This is a genomic window from Pseudomonas sp. R2-60-08W, from assembly GCF_003852335.1.
GTDB lineage: Bacteria > Pseudomonadota > Gammaproteobacteria > Pseudomonadales > Pseudomonadaceae > Aquipseudomonas.
The window spans coordinates 807,025-821,682 of the sequence record NZ_CP027731.1; the positions used below are offsets into that span (position 1 = coordinate 807,025).

A 14,658-nucleotide genomic window follows, 5' to 3' on the forward strand; every position below is an offset into this window, starting at 1 on the left:
ATGAACCGAAAGTTCGATACTCACAAAACACCGAATTCTATCCCATACCCAATTTGCTGAAGCGAGGCCATCTGGCCACGACTCAGTACCCGAATTTCTTGACGACCATAGAGCATTGGAACCACCTGATCCCATCCCGAACTCAGTAGTGAAACGATGCATCGCCGATGGTAGTGTGGGGTTTCCCCATGTGAGAGTAGGTCATCGTCAAGATTAAATTCCGAAACCCCATTTGCGAAAGCAGATGGGGTTTTGTTTTGGGCGGTCGAAAAGTGCCAATACTCCCCCAACACCTCTGACAAATTTGCACAGTTATTTCTGAACCAGACCACTAGAATAGGCACCTAACCTTTTTTAGAGCCCGAGCCCTATTTATGCCCGATCCGGTTGATGCCCTTGAGGTGTCGGACTTGCCCCTGGACGACTTGGTGGCATGCCATGAGTGCGACCTGCTGATGCGCAAACCCTCGCTCGCCCTCGGTGAGAAGGCTGAATGCCCGCGTTGCGGTTACGAGCTCTACGCTCATCGTCACAATGTCGTCGAGCGCAGCCTGGCCTTGGTGCTGGCAGCACTGCTGCTGTATATCCCCGCGAATTTTTTACCCATCATGCAGCTCAATCTACTCGGGCAGTCCTCGGAGGACACCGTGTGGACCGGCGTAGTTGGCCTGTTCAACACCGGTATGCAGGGCGTTGCTGCTGTGGTTTTCTTGTGCAGCATGGGCATTCCCCTGCTCAAATTGTTATGCCAACTGGCTGTGCTGCTCAGTATCCGCTGGAGCATCGGTCGCAGTTATGGACTGCTGTTCTACCGCATCTACCACCATATGAAAGATTGGGGAATGCTGGAGGTCTACTTGATGGGCGTACTGGTGGCACTTGTGAAGCTGGCTGACATGGCCTCCATTACGCTTGGCTTGGGTCTGGTCTGCTTTGTAAGTCTGTTAATGGTTCAGATTCTGCTCGAGGTGGTGATGTCACCCCACCAGATCTGGCAAGCGCTGTCAGGAGAGGATGACCATGCGGGCAATTGATGCAGGCATTCTGATTTGTACCGAATGCCATGAGTTGAACAAGCAGCAAGCCGATGCCGATGAGCAGCTCTGCACCCGTTGCGGCGCGCTGATTCACCCACGTCGTCCCAATAGCCTCATACGCACCTGGGCACTGCTGGTGACTGCGGCGATCCTGTACATCCCGGCCAACCTGCTGCCGATCATGACCGTCAACTCTCTCGGCCAAGGCGACCCGAGCACCATCATGTCCGGCGTGATCCAACTGGTACAGCACGGCATGTTTCCGATTGCCGCCGTGGTGTTCATCGCCAGTATCCTGGTACCGACGTTCAAGCTTGTGGGCATCGGCCTGCTGCTGTTTTCGGTGCAGCGCCGGCAACCGCTGTCTGCGCAACAACGCATTATCATGTACCGCTTTATCGAATTCATCGGTCGCTGGTCCATGCTGGATATCTTCGTGATCGCCATCCTGGTGGCGGTCGTAAACTTTGGGCGACTTGCCAGTGTCGAAGCCAATCTCGGCGCTGCAGCGTTTGCCAGTGTGGTGATCTTGACGATGTTTGCCGCAGTAACCTTCGATCCCCGACTGATTTGGGATAACACGGAGTCGGATGACGACCATGAGTGATTTGCCTAAAGCTAAAACCCGCCCTGCGTCCAACTGGTCGGCCATCTGGGTGTTGCCCCTCATCGCCCTGATCATCGGTGGCTGGCTGGGGTGGCGTGCCTATTCCCAGCAAGGTATCGAGATCCAGGTTCGCTTTGAAAGCGGCGAAGGCATTCAAGTCAACAAGACCGAAGTGGTCTACAAAGGCATGACGGTGGGCAAGGTCAAGGCCTTGGCGCTGGATGACGAAGGCAGCAATCGCGGGGTGATTGCCACCATCGAGATGAACAAGGACGTCGAACAATACCTCAAGACCAACACCCGCTTCTGGCTGGTCAAACCCAGCGTCAGCCTCGCCGGCATCACTGGCCTGGAAACCCTGGTTTCGGGCAACTACATCGCCGCAAGCCCGGGGGATGGTGAGCCCACCCGCAAATTCAAGGCGCTTTCCGAGGAGCCGCCGTTATCCGACGCCAAGCCCGGCCTGCACCTGACCCTCAAGGCTGATCGCCTGGGTTCGCTGAACCGTGGCAGCCCGGTGTTCTACAAGCAGATCCAGGTGGGGCAGGTCAAAAGTTACTTGTTGTCTGAAGACCAGAGCACCGTCGAGATCAAGGTTTATATCGAACCGACCTACGCCAACCTGGTGCGCAAACACACGCGTTTCTGGAACGCCAGCGGCATCAGCATCGACGCCAATCTGTCCGGCGTGAAAGTGCGCAGTGAATCCCTCTCCAGTATCGTCGCCGGTGGTATTGCCTTCGCCACACCGGAAAACCGCAAAGACAGCCCGCCAACCGACCCGAGCCTGCCTTTTCGCTTGTACGAGGATTTCGACGCCGCCGCCGCGGGCATCAAGGTCAAGGTCAAGCTCACCGATTTCGAAGGCCTGCAGGCTGGACGCACTCCAGTGATGTACAAAGGTATCCAGGTCGGCAGCCTGAAAACCCTGAAGATCGACCCGGACCTGACCAGCGCCAGCGCTGAATTGACCCTCGACCCATTGGCCGAAGACTACCTGGTTCAGGACACGCAATTCTGGGTGGTCAAGCCATCCATCTCCCTGGCCGGCATTACCGGGCTGGAGGCCCTGGTCAAAGGTAACTACATCGCCATCCGCCCCGGCGACAAAGGCACCCCGCCACAACGTGAATACGTAGCGCGCGCCAAGGCGCCACCGTTGGATCTGCGCTCCCCAGGCCTGCACATGGTGTTGCTCACCGACAACCTCGGCTCGCTGGATGTCGGCAGCCCGATTCTGTACAAGCAGGTCAAGGTCGGTTCGGTACAGAGCTACCAGTTTTCACGCAAGAAAAAGCAATTGGTGATCGGTGTTCATATCGAGAAAGAATATGAGAGCCTGGTCAACGGTTCGACACGTTTCTGGAATGCCAGCGGTGTCACCCTCACTGGTGGGCTTACCGGCGGTATCCAGGTAAAAAGTGAATCCCTGGCCAGTTTGATGGCCGGCGGTATCGCCTTCGAAACGCCGGAACCGAATGTGCCGCTGAAACGACGCATCCCCCGTTTCCGCTTGTTTGCTGATCGGGACGCTGCCAATCAGCATGGCACCCTGGTCACCATCAAGGTCGATCGCGCCGACGGCTTGAGCCCAGGCACGCCGGTGCGCTTCAAAGGCCTGGAAGTGGGCAAGCTCGAGAGCGTGGACCTGAGTGCCGACATGCAATCGGTGCTGCTCAAGGCGCGTATCACCCAGGTTGCGGACCGCATTGCGCGGGTTGGCAGCCAGTTCTGGGTGGTCAAGCCTGAATTGGGCTTGATGAAGACGGCAAATCTGGAAACCCTGGTCACCGGTCAATACATCGAAGTGCAACCGGCCGCGAAAAACGCCGGCCCGCAAAAGAGCTTTGTCGCCCTTGCCCAACCGCCTGAAACCGCCCGCCAGGAGGCCGGCCTGAGCCTGACACTCAGCGCCGCACGCCGTGGTTCGCTCAAGGAAGGCGTGCCCGTCACCTACCGTGAAGTCACCGTGGGCAAAGTTACCGGCTATGAGTTGGGACAGACCGCCGACCGTGTCCTGGTGCACATCCTGATCGAGCCCAAATACGCGCCGTTGGTACGCAGTGGCAGTCGCTTCTGGAACACCAGCGGCTTCGGGCTCGACTTCGGCTTGTTCAAGGGCGCGACGGTGCGTACCGAGTCCCTGGAGACGTTGGTTGCCGGCGGTATCGCCTTTGCCACGCCTGAAGGCGAGCGCATGGGCAACCCGGCACGGCCGCAGCAGACCTTTGCACTGTTCGACAAGTTTGAGGATGAGTGGCTGACCTGGGCGCCGAAGATTCCACTCGGCAAGTAGACCGAGGCGCGGCTATCGGGAGCAAGCCCCCTCCCACATTCCGATGTGTGAATACATTCAAGTGTGGGAGGGGGCTTGCCCCCGATGAGGCCTTGAAAAACACTGCAAAACCCACAAAAAAGGCCGCGATCCAAACGATCGCGGCCTTTCTGCCTTTCAGCGCTACACGTCAGACGGCATCCAACTCCGGCTCGTCCGCCTGCATGTTCAGGGTGGCCTTCACCGCATCGTGACGACGGATATATTTCCAGTCGGCCTCATCAATGTAGATCCCGTTCGGCCCGCTGCCGCCTTCCAGGTCGATCGCTACCTGGGCAGACACCTGCGGCTTCACGCTGGCCAGGATCGGCACGAAGCCCAACTGCAGGCTGGTTTCCAGCAGCGCTGCCTGGTTCTTCTCATCGATGTCCGCCGCCTCGTCGAGGTAGTACGGCAAGCGCACGCGACCGGCCTGGTCGCGGTCCATCAGGTGCAGCAACAAGTACATGTTGGTCAGCGCCTTGATGGTCATGGTGGTGCCGTTGGACGCGGCGCCGTCGATGTCGGTATGAATCACTGGCTGGCCGTTCACCTTGGTGATCTCGAACGCCAGCTCGAACAGGTCCTTGAGGCCCAGTTGGTTATGGTTGGCCGCCACGAGGCGGGCCAGGTATTCCTTGGCTTCTTCGTTCTTGTTGTCCTGCTCGGCGCTCTGGCTGAGGTCGAACACCGACAACGTTTCGCCTTCCTCATACTGACCGGCACTGTGGATGATCTGGTCGATATGCTTGAGGGCTTCCTTGTTCGGCGCCAGCACGATGCGAAAGCTCTGCAGGTTGGAGACCTGGCGCTTGTTGATCTCGCGGTTGAACAACGCCAGTTGGTGTTCCAGGCTGTCGTAGTCGCTACGGATATTGCGCAAGGTCCGCGCAATATCGGTGACGGCCGCGCGGCGCGCCTTGCCCAGGGTCAACGCCTCATCGGTACGGTGCGCATAGGCGTTGATCAGCAGTTGCAGACGCCGCTCCATGTCGTCCTCGCTGTCGAACTTGGCCACACCCTTGAGGCGCACCTGCGCATACAGCGCTTCGATCTGGCCATCGGCGCGCAGTAAGCCTTGCCAGCTGTCCTGGTAGTCGTTGAGCAGCGGCAGCAGGTTGTCCATGGAGTCGTCGACCGGGTCCATGAACGGCGTGCCGAACGGCAGGTCCGCCGGCAATAGCTGGCGCCGGCGCAACGCGTCGTCCAGCGTACGCTGCTTGGCTTCCATATCGCCGATCTGGCGGCCGACCAATTGCAGCTTGGCCGACAGCTGCTGGACGCGCTCGGTGAACGCATCGCTGGAGCGCTTCAGTTCATCCTGGGCCGCTTCCATCTGCGCGAGGTGTTCCAGCTTCTCGCCTTCCTCCGCGCTCAGGGTTTGGGTGCGGCGGAAATCTTCCAGCGCCTTCTGCGCGTCCAATACCTGCTGGTACAGCGCTTCGGTCTGGGTCTTGCTCGCCGCTCGGTCGGAAGCGACCGCATGTTGGGTTTTCAGTTGCTTGAGTTCTTTTTCCAGGCGCTCTTTCTGGTCGCGCAACGCCGCGCGATCCGCCAGGGCCTGCAAAGCCGGTGGTTCGATGTGCGAGAGGTCGATGGACAGCCCCGGCACTTCGAAACGCTCGCCCTTGAAACCCTCGAGGATCTGTTCCAGGGATTTGACCCACTGGCCTTGCTCATCCAGCGTGATGCCATGTTCACCCAGGGGCAGGCTGAACAACGCGCTGTTGAACAGGCGCATCAAGCGCTCGACATCCTGTTGCGAGAATTCTTCGCGCAGCTTGGCGTAGCTGTTGTTGTCCGCGTGATCAAGCTGCTGCTTGACCGACTTCAAGCGTTTTTCCAGGTCGCGCAGACGCTCGTCCAGGTCCTCGGCGCTGAACTGACGCGACTGCGCCAGCGCACCCGCCAATTCGTCGTGGGCGTCCTTGGCGGCGAGCAGTTGCTGCTCCAATACCCGCACATCATCGACCAGCGCGAAGCGATGCTTGAGCACCGACAACTCGCCCAACCAGCGTTGAATGCCACTGATCTCGCGCTCCAGGCGCATCAGCTCCTGGGTGCCGCCACGCTGGTCGTTCTGCAGCGCATCCTGCTCGTTGCGATAGTGTTCGGCCTGGATCGTCAGCTCTTCCTTGCGCGCACTGGCGTAATCCGACCAGGTGCCCAACAGCGAATCGAGCAACGGCGACAGGCGATGCAATTTGCCGCGCAAAATGTCGCGCTGTTTCACGCCATTGGCGAGTGCTTCGACCAACGGCCCAGCGGCCACCAAGGAGTTGTAGTCCTGCTCCATGCGCCGTACATCGCGGAAAGCTTCTTCGCATGCGGCGATGTAATCGACGCTGCCGGAGCGCAGGCTGTGTTCAAACGCATCGAGGAACAATTGCTTGAGCTTGGCGGCGGTGATTTCGCGCATGTGCAGCAGGTTGATGAACAACGCACGGAATGTCTTCAGGCTCTGTTCGCTGGTGGAGCGCAGTGGGATCAGCGTCAGGTCCAGCGGGACCGAGGTGTGGCCGCCCACCAACAGGCGCCGCAGTTCGTCGGGCTTGAGTTCATAGGCCTTCAGGCCTTCGCGCTCAAGGTTGGTGAACAGCTCTTTCTGGCGCAGGCAGGTGTCGTTTTTCTGATAGTGGGCCAGGTCCAGCTTGCCGGCATAGGCGAAGAACTGATGACCGAAACCACCGCCCGGGCCGCGCCCGACCACGCCAATCACATGCGGCCCATGGGGCAGCGAGACTTCCACGAGGATGTAGCTGGTGTCGGTGGCAAAGTAGAAGCGCCGCGATTGCTCCAGGGTGTACTTGCCGAAACTCATGTCCGACATGCGCGCCAGGATCGGGAACTGCAAGGCGTTGATCGACGCGGATTTACCCAGGTTGTTCGCGCCATACACCGACAACGGTTCTTCCAGCGGGAACAAACCCAGGCTGTAGCCGGCGGTATTCAACAGGGCGAAGCGGCGTATGCCGTAGCGTTCCTTACTCATGCGTCGGTCTCCTGTTCTTCGGCAATGGCGCGGGCGAGGGCGTCTTCTTCGCTGTCTTCAGCGAAGTCACTCAAGTCCAGTGGGTCATCGGTCTTCAGCAGTTTTTCATCGCTGTCTTCGTCGATGATCACCGGCGCCGGCAACGGCAAGACGCTGTGCACACTGGCGGCGAGGTCGCGGTCCTGCTGGACCGACAGGCACACATCAAGGAAACGATGCATCGGCGGCAGGAAGCGATAGATACCGTTGTCTTCGCTGGCAAAACCCAGCTGGGTCATGCGGCGCATGATTTTCTCTTCGAGTTCTTCCTGGGTCTGCACTTCGGCCTGGATAAACAGGTCGCGGTATTTCTCCAGCAACGACGGCAGTTCATCGCGGCCCAGGCTGCCGCCATCGAGCACGGCAACCGGGTCGCGGCCCTGGTCGGCCAGGTGTTCGACGATGATGAAGGTGAACAACGCCAGGCGCTGGGCGGTCTTGTTCACCTGCGCGGCAGCCACGGCGGTGTCCGGCACGAAGTAGTAGAAACCCCGCGTATCGCAGACCAGCTCAAAGCCCAGGGCCTTGAACAGCGTGCGGTACTGGTCCTGGAAATTCGACAGTTGTGCGTACAGCTCCGGGTCGCGGCGGCTGACGTGGTAGCCCTTGAACAGCTCGCGAAAGATCGGCGCCAGCTGGGACAGTTCGGATAGATCAAGATGCATTTGGGATGCTCGCAGAGTGCTCGGCCGCGTCAGAGCTGGCCGGGAGCAGGGCGAAGGAGCGCAGGCTGACCTGGTGCTCGTGGGTGTGGTAATCGCGGCGTTCCAGGCGCTCGCGCTTGAAGCGTTTTTCCCGCGAGAGCCGCGAGAACCAGTACAACAATTCGTCGGTCGCGCCGTCCGGCTCCTGCTCGAGCAGCCAGGTCATCAGGTCCGGCATCGGCAGCGCGTCTTCGCAGCGCTCGAGCATTTCCTTGACCGTTCGCGGTGCGCGCGGGGCTTCGCCCTTGTGGGTCTTGTGCGCCTTGGGGAAACGCGCCGGTTTCGGCTCGAAATTCGCCAGGGCATACACATACGCCTCGACCTGGCTGGCACTGCCGAGGAAGGTGCTTTGCGGCCGGCTGAACATTGGCATGGCAGCCTGCGGCACCGCGTCCAGGCCTTTGCGGCGGATGGCCGACAGGGCCAGCGCCGCGCCGCGGGTCACTGCGTTGTGCCGGCGTGCTTCTTCGCGCAGCGGCAACAGCAGCTCGCGCGCATGGCGCAGGGTCAGCTGGGCGCTGGTCTGCATTTCGAGGATGCGCGCGTGGGTGCGCAGCAGCATGTCGTCGTCCACCAGGTGGCCGAGACGCTGCTGCTCGGTGAGCATGCGCAGCAGCACGTTTTCCACCTTGCGCACGCCTTGCTCGAACGCGCCGTCGGCGTTCACCAGTTGGATCATCGGTTCAACGTATTCGTCCCAGGTGGCCAACACCTCGGCGTAACGCTGGCGCAACGGGATCTGCCGGTCGCTGGTCTTGGCGCGGTCGGCCACGGCCGCGAGGGCCTGTTCGTCGTTGGCGAGTTTTTTCAGCACATCCCGTACGCGCATATCCAGCAGGCGCAATTGCCGGGCCAGGTCGTGGCCGTCACGGATGTCAAAAGCGTCCTGGATATAACCGGCCAGGCGCTCGAGGTGACGCAGGTAAGCTTCGATTTCCAGGCACAGGCCAAGCCGGTGCTCCTTGCGAAGATACGCCAGGAAATCGTGAATCTGCGCGTTGAGCTCGAACCGGTTCGGGCTCTTGGCCACCGGCACCAGGATATCCAGGCGGATCCACACGTCCAGCAGGCTGGTGATGTCCTGGGGCGTGCTGTCCAATTGTTGGGCGGCGAGTTGCGCGCGCAGTTCGCCCAGGCTCAGGGTGCCTTGGTCGAAGTGTTCGCACAGTGGCTCAAGTAAGGCCCAGTGTTCGGCGAGGGCGCGCAGGACGCGCTTGGGTTCGATCATGGGAAAGGCCGGCTGGTTGGCGATTAAAAGTCGCGATTGTACTGCATCGGGCGCGGGATTTATCCACAGCCGGTCAGTGTGCAGTGGGCGATTGTTGCCGAACAGCGGTAGAATCCCCGCTCTTTAGTTATCCACAAGTGGCTGAGCTGTGCTTACCGAGTCCCGACGTCGCGCTTACTTGAGCGCCATGCAGGTGGTCAACTGGCTGCCCCGCACCGAACTGCCGTTTGCCGCGCCGTCGCGGCCCGAGCTGTTGCAGGCGCCGCAGCCCTATGAGGCGTTCGCACCTTCAGGCGAGGAAGCCGCCGCGCCGGTGGCGGTCATCAAGCCTGTGCCCGAAACGCGGCCGACGCTGGAGCGCACGAAGATCGAGGTGCCGCGCCCGTCACCGGTGGTCAAGGCAGTGGTCGCCGAAGACACTGCCCCGGTGGTCAAGGCCCCGGTCGTGCCGCCGCCACGCTTTGCCCTGCAACTGCTGCGCGCCGGGCGTTGCTTGCTGCTGGTGGAATTGCCCACCGGCGAACGTTTCCAGTCGCGCGACCCGGCCTACCTGCTGCTCAAAGACATGCTGCGCGCCGCCGGCCTGCCCGACAGCCCGCAAATTGTCGGCGACCCGGTGCGCTGGCCACTGCTGGTGCGCGGCACCATGGACCAGGGCCCGGACGCTGCGCGGGATTTTGTACAGAGTTTTGTTGCGGCACGCCTGGAAGACGAGCCTTGCGTCTGCCTGTGGCTGATCGGCTTGCCCGCCGTGCGCTTTGCCGGTGAGGCGGACGCCGAAGCCTGGTACCGCGAACTGCAGGTTGAAGGCCTGGGTTCGGTATGGGCCCTGCCGGGCCTGGAATTATTAATGGAAGAGCCACAGCGTAAGGCTGATATCTGGCAAGCCATGCGCCGGCTGATGGCGCGCTGGAAAACAACCGATGAGTGAGGCTTTATCCTTCCGCCCGATGACCGAGGCTGACCTCGATGCCGTGCTGAAGATCGAATACGCGGCGTTCAGCCACCCCTGGACCCGTGGCATCTTTCTCGACGGGCTGGGCAAGTACCAGATCTGGCTGATGTTCGAAGGTGAGCAGCAGGTGGGCCATGGCGTGGTGCAGATCATCCTCGATGAGGCGCATCTGCTCAATATCACCGTAAAGCCGGAGAACCAGGGCCGAGGTTTGGGGTTGGCGCTGCTGGAGCATCTGATGTCCCGCGCGTATGCGGCCAATGCGCGGGAATGCTTTCTGGAAGTGCGTGACAGCAATACCGGGGCGTTCCGCCTGTATGAGCGCTATGGCTTCAACGAGATTGGCCGTCGTCGCGATTACTACCCAGCCGTGGGCGGCCGCGAAGACGCAGTCGTGATGGCCTGCACCCTGGTCGATTAAACGTCGAACCCATGTGGGAGGAGGCAAGCTGAACTGGTCAAGTAATCCCGGACACCGATTACGGTGTTTATGCCGCTTTTTGCTCCATGGCTATTGGCGACAGGTAGTTGTTGTAGCTGTGGAGCCTGATTCGGTTGTATCGCATGAAGAAGCTGGTCATATCCTGCTTGGCTTCTTCAACCGTCATATAGCCCTTGGTGGGCACCCACTCTGATTTGAGCGTCCCGAAGAAACGCTCTATTGGTGCATTGTCCCAGCACTGCCCTCTGCGGCTCATGCTTTGGGTTATCCCATACTCCAGCAACGCGGACTGAAAGAGCTGGCTGGTGTATTGGCAGCCTTGATCCGAATGAAACATCAAGCCTGCATGTTTGCCTCGAACCTCCACCGCCATTCTCAGAGCCTTGCTAACCAGGTTGGCGTCATTGATCAGAGAAAACGCCCAGCCAACGATTCGGCGGGCGAACAGATCAATGACCACTGCCAAGTGATACCAGCGTTTCCCAACCATTAGGCTGGTAACGTCGCCGCACCAGACTTGATTAATTGCGGTTGGCTCGAAGTTACGCTCAAGCAGGTTCTTGGCCACAAATGCTTCAACGCCTCTAGAGCGATATTGATGGCGGCGGCGCTGTCTGCTGGCCAGATTTGCCTCCGCCATAAGTTTTCCGGCCAGATGCCGACCTACCTTGATCTGCTGGGCCTTCAAGTGCTGAGAGATCATCCGTGCACCTGCACTTCCCCGGCTTTCGTCATGCAGTTGCACGACTTTTGCTCTAAGCGCGTCACGCTTGGTATTTGGCTCTGAGCGACGCTTAAGCCAGTCATAAAACGCGCTGCGGGAAACGCCTAGCGCACTGCAAAGCAGGCTGGTCGGATATAAACTCGACTCCCTCAGTTCCTCGATCAGGAAAAACGATCGGGATCCGACATCAAGAGAGCCGTAGCCTTTTTTAAGATTTCAGCCTCACTCTCCAGGCGCTTGACCTTGGCTCGTAGCTGTTGAAGCTCTCGCTGTTCATCGCTGATAGCCTTGGTACCTGCCACTGGCTGCCCTTTGTGACGCTCTTTACGAACCTGATCAACCCAGCGGCGCAGAGCCGTAGGGCCAACGTCCATCGATGCACAGACGTCGGGAACTGAACAGTTATCATCAAGAACCATGCTTGCAGCACGTTGCTTGAACTCGTGGGTGTAGGTCTTTCGCTGTTGCATGGAACCTCCTGATTGGGCGAATCATATCGCCCTTAAGAGGTGTCCGGGATCATTAGGCCAGTTCAAGCCCCCTCCCACATTTTGAACTGCGTCGTCAGCGTTTGCCGTTGAGCGGATCCAGATCGGCCAGTTCGGCCTCATCCAACCCGTTCCCACCGCCAATCTCATCTTCATCGACGATGCTCAGGTCATAATCCGCCGCGCTATCTTCACCTTCCTCCCTTGCATCCCGCGCGCCGTCCTCATGGATCAGCGTTTCGGGGCTCATGTCATCATCGGTCGACTCATGGTCATCCGTCGAAGCCCCGGTCAGCCCGGCTTCGCGTACCCGCTCGTCGGGCATCAGGTGCTCGCGCTCGCCAGGTGGAAGTTCATCGCCGATTTCCGCTGTCTGGTCTTCTTCATCAAAATCCAGCTCGCGCATCGAACCCATGCGGTCTTCGTTATCATCAATGGGTTCGGGCTGCGTAGCGCCGTAGGGACGTCGTGATTCAGTCATGGCCAATCCTCATACTGTGGGGCTTATAGTGTGTGGACAGGCTTTGCGCCGCAAAGATTCAAGCTAATTTGCGCAAGGCGTGACCTGGACGAAGGCTTGTCAGTCACAAAACTGCGCATCATTCCTGAGGCTTTCCCTGATGAACGAACTACAAGACCTGCTAGACAACAACGAACGCTGGGCGGATGCGATCAAACAGGAAGATCCCGAATTCTTCGCCAAGCTCGCCCGCCAGCAAACCCCGGAATACCTGTGGATCGGCTGCTCCGATGCGCGTGTACCGGCCAACGAGATCGTCGGCATGTTGCCCGGTGATCTGTTCGTGCACCGCAACGTGGCCAACGTGGTGCTGCACACCGACCTCAATTGCCTGTCGGTGATCCAGTACGCGGTCGATGTGCTCAAGGTCAAACATATCCTCGTCACCGGCCACTATGGCTGCGGCGGTGTGCGCGCCGCGATGCAGGACCGTCAGTTCGGCCTGATCGACGGCTGGCTGCGCACCATTCGTGATCTCTACTACGAAAACCGCGACGTGTTGGCCCAGTTGCCCACCGAAGAAGAGCGCGTCGACCGCATGTGCGAGTTGAACGTGATTCAGCAAGTGGCCAATGTCGGCCATACCAGCATAGTGCAAAACGCCTGGCACCGCGGGCAGAGCCTGTCGATCCATGGCTGCATCTATGGCATCAAGGATGGCCGCTGGAAGAGCTTGAACACCACCATCAGTGGCTTCGAGCAATTGCCGCCGCAGTACCGTCTGCGCCCGTTGGGCGAAGTCTAAGTCCGTTTACGCTCGCGCCACCGGGCCATGAAGGCCTGGCCTTCGGCATTCAACGGCTCCTTGCTGCCGGTGATCCAACCCCGGCAGTTCAGCTCGCCGCAATGGCAGGCGAACTGCCGGAACAGCGCATCTTCGGTGGTGGCATAGTCGAGAGTCAATCGGGTGTCGACGGCGATGGGCTGGACGGTCCAGAGTTCCAGGTAAGTGGTGTCGAGGAACACGTTCGGGTTGCAGGAATGCTGCAACAGGCCGCAGAACCAGGCGTCGTACAAGTGTATGCGTGGCGATAGCTGCAGCGTATGCGGGCGTTGTTCGCTGACGGCGTAGCCGGAAATCCTGGCGATGCGCGTGCGACTGTCGAACGTGACGCGGGCCTTTATTCCGGTTGTCCTCCCACCCGTGCCTTGCACGATCTGGAAGTGTTCGGTCGAGGGGTAACCCTGATCGACGAGCAGCGTCTTGAATGGGTAAAAGCATTCGGTCACAGCCGCTTTGGCCTTATCCATGGCTCGGGTTTTCATGACTCTCCTGGGAGCGCTGCATGGACCTGCGGGGGTGGATCGACGGCCAGTCTTGCAGCAAATGGGCGCTGCTCAAGACTCGCCGAAGTCAGAGCCGATTTCTACTGTCAAATCTGACAGTAGAAATCCTGGGTGCTCCTCACAGCGCGGGCGGTGCGAGGGTTGGGGCAGGGGCTGCATTGCGCAGCTGCTTCAGCTGGTCTTTGATAGCGGGCGTGGCGCATTTGGCGTTGGCCTGCTCCGGGGTCAGGTTGCGCACCGAGGTGTAGAACAGTTCGCAGGTCTGCTCCTTGCGCGTGACCTGCCAGGTGTTCATGCACGCCTTGAGCAATACATTCGCGTCGCTGGCGGGTTTCTGGCCCATGCCGGCTTGCCAACAGGCTGCGCTCAGATCCTGACCCATCACTTTCAAGCCGGCCTCATCGGCCTTCTGCTCATTGCCGTCATACGTGTCCGGGCTGGCGGCGTACCAGATGTAGCTTGGGTGGTTGGCGCCGAGCACCGAGACCGGTCTGCCCGGCTCCGGGTTGATCTGCGCCAGGCCCAGCACCGCCACCGTTTGCCCGTATTGTTGCTTGATCCAACTGCGCACCGGCGCGCCGAAGGCCACCATCGGCAGCGAATCGCTGGGGCGCAGGCTCAGCTCCTTGACCATGCGGGTCTGGTAGTCGGTGAAGTAGCCGTAGACGGCTTCCAGGTCTTTACCCGCATTGGACGGCGCGGCGATGGGGGCGATATCGATGATGGTCTGGTAGGCCGGGGTTTCGCTGGCAGGAATGCCATTGCTGGTGAGCAAGGTCGCCCAGCGGTCGGTGGTAGCCGATTCCAGATAATCCTGGGCCTGGGTCAGCGAATAATCTGGCGGAAAGTGCAGCAGCTCGATGCTTTTGCGGTTTTCCAGGGCCATGCCCAGCGGCAGGAACAAGTACCAGTTATAGGCCCACTTGCCGTCTCTGTTGAGCTGGCTGGCACCTTGGTAAGCCAGGTCTGCGGTATCGAGCAGCGTGGTCAGGGGCTGGCCGTAACCGTCCGGCACGCCGCTGAAGGTTGCCGCGACCTGGCCGTCATGCACCTTGACGCTGACCTTGGCGCGGCTGTAGCCGTCACGTTGCAGGCTCTGGTTCAAATAATGCTCGGCGGTCTGCTCCAGCGTCCAGGACCGAAAACAGATCACGTTGCAGTTATTGGGAAACGCGAACAACTGGGTGACACGCTGTGTACTGCCCAACGGCACTTCGATGTCGGCCTGTACGACCGCACTGGCCAGCAGCGCAGCCAGGGTCAAGCACAGCCTGGTCGGTTTGAACATAATTGGTTCCTTGTCAGCGAAAGCCCGTCTGCG

General features: G+C 60.0%; 14 protein-coding genes and 1 rRNA gene. 7 read left to right on the forward strand and 8 right to left on the reverse strand.

Going from position 1 to position 14,658, the window contains the following annotated elements:
- The first annotated feature begins 97 nt into the window (after positions 1-97).
- The 4 genes from rrf to C4J90_RS03475 all read left to right on the forward strand — a co-directional run bounded on the left by rrf (position 98) and on the right by C4J90_RS03475 (position 3,940).
- Positions 98-213, forward strand: a 5S ribosomal RNA gene (rrf, locus tag C4J90_RS03460).
- Between the two features lie 161 nt (positions 214-374).
- On the forward strand, positions 375-1,034 hold the full coding sequence (locus C4J90_RS03465) for a paraquat-inducible protein A (RefSeq protein ID WP_124361152.1): 660 nt from the start codon (positions 375-377) through the stop codon (positions 1,032-1,034).
- Positions 1,021-1,644: a paraquat-inducible protein A gene (locus tag C4J90_RS03470; protein ID WP_124361153.1), complete on the forward strand. Its 624-nt coding sequence runs from the start codon at positions 1,021-1,023 to the stop codon at positions 1,642-1,644. Before C4J90_RS03465 ends, C4J90_RS03470 begins: the two co-directional genes overlap by 14 nt.
- A complete protein-coding gene (locus tag C4J90_RS03475) occupies positions 1,637-3,940 on the forward strand; it encodes a PqiB family protein (RefSeq protein ID WP_124419230.1) in 2,304 nt (767 codons plus the stop codon). The genes C4J90_RS03470 and C4J90_RS03475 overlap by 8 nt, the downstream gene beginning before the upstream one ends.
- A 169-nt stretch (positions 3,941-4,109) precedes the next feature.
- Here C4J90_RS03475 and mksF read toward each other — a convergent pair whose 3' ends face one another.
- The 3 genes from mksF to mksB are packed head-to-tail and all read right to left on the reverse strand — an operon-like array spanning position 4,110 to position 8,921.
- Positions 4,110-6,950 carry an Mks condensin complex protein MksF gene (gene mksF, locus C4J90_RS03480; protein WP_124419231.1) on the reverse strand — a complete coding sequence of 947 codons (2,841 nt, stop codon included), beginning with the start codon at positions 6,948-6,950 and terminating at the stop codon, positions 4,110-4,112.
- Complete coding sequence (gene mksE, locus C4J90_RS03485) at positions 6,947-7,654, reverse strand: Mks condensin complex protein MksE (RefSeq protein WP_124361156.1); 708 nt, start codon at positions 7,652-7,654, stop codon at positions 6,947-6,949. Before mksE ends, mksF begins: the two co-directional genes overlap by 4 nt.
- Complete coding sequence (gene mksB / locus C4J90_RS03490; protein ID WP_124361157.1) at positions 7,644-8,921, reverse strand: Mks condensin complex protein MksB; 1,278 nt, start codon at positions 8,919-8,921, stop codon at positions 7,644-7,646. Before mksB ends, mksE begins: the two co-directional genes overlap by 11 nt.
- A gap of 187 nt (positions 8,922-9,108) precedes the next feature.
- On the opposite strand from mksB, the gene C4J90_RS03495 reads away from it, so the two are divergent.
- Together C4J90_RS03495 and rimI are read left to right on the forward strand one after the other, a co-directional pair.
- Positions 9,109-9,852: an energy transducer TonB gene (locus C4J90_RS03495; protein WP_124421180.1), complete on the forward strand. Its 744-nt coding sequence runs from the start codon at positions 9,109-9,111 to the stop codon at positions 9,850-9,852.
- Positions 9,845-10,297 carry a ribosomal protein S18-alanine N-acetyltransferase gene (gene rimI / locus C4J90_RS03500; RefSeq protein WP_003188286.1) on the forward strand — a complete coding sequence of 151 codons (453 nt, stop codon included), beginning with the start codon at positions 9,845-9,847 and terminating at the stop codon, positions 10,295-10,297. Before C4J90_RS03495 ends, rimI begins: the two co-directional genes overlap by 8 nt.
- 67 nt (positions 10,298-10,364) lie before the next feature.
- On the opposite strand, the gene C4J90_RS03505 is transcribed toward rimI, so the two are convergent.
- The 3 genes from C4J90_RS03505 to C4J90_RS03510 form a co-directional block, all read right to left on the reverse strand.
- Positions 10,365-11,207, reverse strand: coding sequence for an IS3 family transposase (locus C4J90_RS03505; RefSeq protein ID WP_305955275.1), 843 nt, complete (start codon positions 11,205-11,207; stop codon positions 10,365-10,367).
- Positions 11,204-11,512, reverse strand: a complete 309-nt coding sequence (locus C4J90_RS26995; RefSeq protein ID WP_256658866.1) for a transposase — start codon at positions 11,510-11,512, stop codon at positions 11,204-11,206. Before C4J90_RS26995 ends, C4J90_RS03505 begins: the two co-directional genes overlap by 4 nt.
- Positions 11,513-11,606: 94 nt before the next feature.
- Entirely contained in the window at positions 11,607-12,011 is a 405-nt protein-coding gene (locus C4J90_RS03510) for a serine kinase/phosphatase (protein WP_124402998.1), read from the reverse strand.
- A gap of 139 nt (positions 12,012-12,150) precedes the next feature.
- Here C4J90_RS03510 and can point away from each other — a divergent pair, with 139 nt between their 5' ends.
- Positions 12,151-12,795 (forward strand): carbonate dehydratase, encoded by a 645-nt coding sequence (gene can, locus C4J90_RS03515; protein ID WP_124361159.1) that lies wholly within the window; start codon positions 12,151-12,153, stop codon positions 12,793-12,795.
- Here can and C4J90_RS03520 read toward each other — a convergent pair.
- Both C4J90_RS03520 and C4J90_RS03525 read right to left on the reverse strand, forming a co-directional pair.
- Positions 12,792-13,316 (reverse strand): SET domain-containing protein-lysine N-methyltransferase, encoded by a 525-nt coding sequence (locus tag C4J90_RS03520; protein ID WP_124419232.1) that lies wholly within the window; start codon positions 13,314-13,316, stop codon positions 12,792-12,794. The genes can and C4J90_RS03520 overlap by 4 nt on opposite strands.
- Before the next feature lie 139 nt (positions 13,317-13,455).
- Positions 13,456-14,625 carry a hypothetical protein gene (locus C4J90_RS03525; protein ID WP_124413774.1) on the reverse strand — a complete coding sequence of 390 codons (1,170 nt, stop codon included), beginning with the start codon at positions 14,623-14,625 and terminating at the stop codon, positions 13,456-13,458.
- Positions 14,626-14,658: the final 33 nt, after the last annotated feature.

What these genes read in the sequence shown, in the direction of transcription:
- C4J90_RS03465 (WP_124361152.1), top strand. Translation starts at nt 375, where the DNA reads ATGCCCGATCCGGTTGATGCCCTTGAGGTGTCGGACTTGCCCCTGGAC.
- C4J90_RS03470 (WP_124361153.1), top strand. Translation starts at nt 1,021, where the DNA reads ATGCGGGCAATTGATGCAGGCATTCTGATTTGTACCGAATGCCATGAG.
- C4J90_RS03475 (WP_124419230.1), top strand. Translation starts at nt 1,637, where the DNA reads ATGAGTGATTTGCCTAAAGCTAAAACCCGCCCTGCGTCCAACTGGTCG.
- mksF (WP_124419231.1), bottom strand. Translation starts at nt 6,950, where the DNA reads ATGAGTAAGGAACGCTACGGCATACGCCGCTTCGCCCTGTTGAATACC.
- mksE (WP_124361156.1), bottom strand. Translation starts at nt 7,654, where the DNA reads ATGCATCTTGATCTATCCGAACTGTCCCAGCTGGCGCCGATCTTTCGC.
- mksB (WP_124361157.1), bottom strand. Translation starts at nt 8,921, where the DNA reads ATGATCGAACCCAAGCGCGTCCTGCGCGCCCTCGCCGAACACTGGGCC.
- C4J90_RS03495 (WP_124421180.1), top strand. Translation starts at nt 9,109, where the DNA reads ATGCAGGTGGTCAACTGGCTGCCCCGCACCGAACTGCCGTTTGCCGCG.
- rimI (WP_003188286.1), top strand. Translation starts at nt 9,845, where the DNA reads ATGAGTGAGGCTTTATCCTTCCGCCCGATGACCGAGGCTGACCTCGAT.
- C4J90_RS26995 (WP_256658866.1), bottom strand. Translation starts at nt 11,512, where the DNA reads ATGCAACAGCGAAAGACCTACACCCACGAGTTCAAGCAACGTGCTGCA.
- C4J90_RS03510 (WP_124402998.1), bottom strand. Translation starts at nt 12,011, where the DNA reads ATGACTGAATCACGACGTCCCTACGGCGCTACGCAGCCCGAACCCATT.
- can (WP_124361159.1), top strand. Translation starts at nt 12,151, where the DNA reads ATGAACGAACTACAAGACCTGCTAGACAACAACGAACGCTGGGCGGAT.
- C4J90_RS03520 (WP_124419232.1), bottom strand. Translation starts at nt 13,316, where the DNA reads ATGAAAACCCGAGCCATGGATAAGGCCAAAGCGGCTGTGACCGAATGC.
- C4J90_RS03525 (WP_124413774.1), bottom strand. Translation starts at nt 14,625, where the DNA reads ATGTTCAAACCGACCAGGCTGTGCTTGACCCTGGCTGCGCTGCTGGCC.